Annotated in this window: 4 protein-coding genes; all 4 read right to left on the reverse strand. The window is 41.5% G+C overall.

Going from position 1 to position 2,578, the window contains the following annotated elements:
- A partial coding sequence (locus tag H0X48_06890) for a hypothetical protein (GenBank protein MBA3955016.1) occupies positions 1-344 on the reverse strand: 344 nt, incomplete at its 3' end.
- An 18-nt stretch (positions 345-362) separates the two neighbouring features.
- Positions 363-503 carry a hypothetical protein gene (locus H0X48_06895; protein MBA3955017.1) on the reverse strand — a complete coding sequence of 47 codons (141 nt, stop codon included), beginning with the start codon at positions 501-503 and terminating at the stop codon, positions 363-365.
- Positions 504-733: 230 nt separating this feature from the next.
- Positions 734-1,120: a hypothetical protein gene (locus H0X48_06900; GenBank protein MBA3955018.1), complete on the reverse strand. Its 387-nt coding sequence runs from the start codon at positions 1,118-1,120 to the stop codon at positions 734-736.
- A gap of 147 nt (positions 1,121-1,267) precedes the next feature.
- Positions 1,268-1,483, reverse strand: coding sequence for a hypothetical protein (locus H0X48_06905; protein ID MBA3955019.1), 216 nt, complete (start codon positions 1,481-1,483; stop codon positions 1,268-1,270).
- Between the last annotated feature and the right edge of the window lie 1,095 nt (positions 1,484-2,578).

A 2,578-nucleotide genomic window follows, 5' to 3' on the forward strand; every position in this document is an offset into this window, starting at 1 on the left:
GCTAAACAAATTGAGCGGGGCACGGATAAGGTCTCAGCCCTGTACTGGGGGGTACCACTTAGTAGCACACTAAAGGTGGCTTCAAAGCTCATATGCCCCGTTAATTTAAAGGCTAGGCCCTCATTAGCTAGCTTCTCCACAATGGTAAATGCCGCTTCAATATTGCTGCTATATTCAGGTAGAGGATTGTGTAGTTCACTTGAACCATTTGCACGGTCATAGTAGGTGCGCGGCTCGCCAATACTATATTCTACGTAGCCTTTTTTACCATACGGCGTGGCCACTACTTCTAGGTCCATAATTTTTATCGCTACTAACCTATCTAACTCACGACCTGCGTTCACCTTAGCTCCTTTAGTGCTCTAGTCTTCTAGGTGGTCTATGTAATCGGCTACACACTCATCAGTAAATTTATCAAATTTCAGCAATACCTTCGCCAGCACTAAGCTTCTATGCACTTCTACGCCGGCTTTTTTATATCCAACATCACTATAAACTTGCATATCATGGCCTGGGGCGTCTATGTGCCACACCTTAATTCTAACTGAGTATTCGCCCAATTCTTTATGACAGGTCATATAGTAGCCTCTAGGTTAATGTTGTTCATAGACTCAATACGTCTTGTAATTCCACTTTAGATAGCTTCATGCCATCAACAAGATAAATTCCAGTTAGTTTACCTTCTACTAGCGTTAATCGCACGTAGTGGCCCATATATACAACTGTTTTCATATTAACCCACCTTCTCCATAGCTTCGTTTTCAATTGTGACGTTCATGCGAATGCGCGCAGCTTCTGCTCTAGCAATTTTAACTGCTGCTTCATACTGCTCATCACTTAGTTCGTATTCACGCTCAAACCTATCATCGCCATCTGCATCCACCCAAAAGGCCGTGCAAGACTGTAGTTCTATTTCAGGCTGCATATCTCTTCGCGCCTTTAAGCGCGTCTCATAGGACCGCTTAGTAGCAGGCCCTAGTTCATATTTAAGTAGGAAAAAGGCCGTGGCGTCGCCGTGGCCATATAGACCCTCTTCAGGCACTACAGCGTCACTATTTTCACTATTATAAATATCTACCTCTACCTCTATAGTCATGTATTGCTTAGCCGCGATAGACATATACTTGCTCCTTTTTAGATAAATGAATTGTGACTATAAAGCCAAGTGCCTCTAGGCGCTTGATAGTTGCTTGTGAGATTTTTCTGGTCTTAATTGTTAGTTTCACTTCAAAGCTCCTTTCACGTCTGGTTATCTATTTAACTATTATTAGTAAACTTCACAGGTAACGCTGGTGTAGCCATCTATGGCCTGGGTATATTCAATTGTTAGTTCAAACTCTGTATCTCTAATATGGGAGGTGCATAAAAATGTGCCGTCGTGCTTTGACCATGTGGCGCGCTCATACTCAGCTTCACTGCCGGACTGGTAAGCTCCTTTGATTAGTGCTTTTACTTCCATTAGGTTATGTGCTCTCATTTTCATCTTGCATCTCCCTTTGCTTCTATTTAACTATATACTCTATCGGCATTATGCACAAGGACTTTAGCACTATTATGCAATTTATTCGCTAAGCCAGTAAAGCAGTCAGGGTCGCTGTATGCTCTAGGCTAAACGCTGTCTATGGCCTGCTCAAGCTAAACGCTATGCTAGATTATCTCCATTATGGTGTAGATTATCCAGTCCCATAGTGAGGCGAAAATATAATTTGACTGGATTTTTAGGGCGAAGTAGTTTATCCTGGAATTAGGCTCTAAATTTATTTATCTCATTTTGAGACGCCATAGCCCTACCCAACTATTTGAAGTTTCCGAATAGATGGGTGTCACAATTTAGGGGTAGTTTTTGTGGCAACTTTTATTGAAAACTCATGTAATGGGGTGAGTTAAATTGTGAATATTAGTGGACTTTTAAGTTACGCCTAAGTTCATAAATTTGTGAATATGGTTTGAAAAAATGTATATTACTAAATAGCGACACTTTTCGGTGCTTTTCGCAAACGCTAGCATTGAGCGAAGTTGGTGGTGGTCCACCCTACAGGATATCACACTTAACTTATAATTACTATATAATTCGTATAATTCTCATAGTGGGGCGAAAATATAATTTAACTGGATTTTTAGGGCGAAGTAGGTTATCCTATAAGTTGGTGATAGGCAGTCTCATTTTGAGACGTGAAAGAGCGCTTAGCGGTGGCAGACTGCAAAGTTAGCTGTGACGTTATAAATTTTAGCCTAACCCTACAGGATATCACACTTAACTTTTATTTGCAATATAAACTGTATAATTCTCATAGTGAGATTATGTAGTGTGGCGTGACCTTTGCAGGGGCGGAACATTATCGCTGGGTAGATTAACTCACGTACAGACGTTGTGTATCAAAATGAGACTCTGCCAAGCTGCTCCTAGCTGCTCCTAGCTGCTCCTAGCTGCTCCTAGCTAACGCTCAGCTTCACCTACCTCATAGCCTTTGTTTCTCTAAACCACTTATTAATTGCAGGCTCAATGACTTGCAGGTGATACCACACAAAAAATATGGTAAATCTAGCTTTAAGGCCCCGTATAGGCTTGGGGCAGCCC

The organism is Candidatus Dependentiae bacterium (genome assembly GCA_013821315.1).
Classification (GTDB): domain Bacteria; phylum Babelota; class Babeliae; order Babelales; family Babelaceae; genus JACDHA01.

What these genes read in the sequence shown, in the direction of transcription:
- H0X48_06895 (MBA3955017.1), bottom strand. Translation starts at nt 503, where the DNA reads ATGCAAGTTTATAGTGATGTTGGATATAAAAAAGCCGGCGTAGAAGTG.
- H0X48_06905 (MBA3955019.1), bottom strand. Translation starts at nt 1,483, where the DNA reads ATGAAAATGAGAGCACATAACCTAATGGAAGTAAAAGCACTAATCAAA.
- H0X48_06900 (MBA3955018.1), bottom strand. Translation starts at nt 1,120, where the DNA reads ATGTCTATCGCGGCTAAGCAATACATGACTATAGAGGTAGAGGTAGAT.